The sequence below is a fragment of the Rhizobium ecuadorense genome, from assembly GCF_001187535.1.
GTDB lineage: Bacteria > Pseudomonadota > Alphaproteobacteria > Rhizobiales > Rhizobiaceae > Rhizobium > Rhizobium ecuadorense.
Genome location: NZ_LFIO01000662.1, coordinates 1 through 209, shown reverse-complemented (window position 1 = coordinate 209; position 209 = coordinate 1). Strand labels below are relative to the sequence as shown.

At 55.5% G+C, this 209-nt stretch carries 1 pseudogene; it reads left to right on the top strand.

The features are described from left to right. Window positions 1-209 (top strand): annotated as a pseudogene (locus AF337_RS12780) (arylsulfatase); the annotation flags it as partial.

Here is a 209-nt window from a genome sequence, read left to right as displayed (position 1 = left end):
GGGCAAGGTGGGCAAACAACGGATCGAGGATGCCGGCACGCTCTATCCTGAGCGCATGAAGACCGTTGACGACGAAATCCAGTCCCTCTCTTTCAAGTTCATCGAAAAGGCCAAGGCGGACGGAAAGCCGTTCTTCCTGTGGCTCAACCCGACCCGCATGCACATCGTAACGCATCTCTCGGAGAAGTATCGAGAGATGCGTTACGATG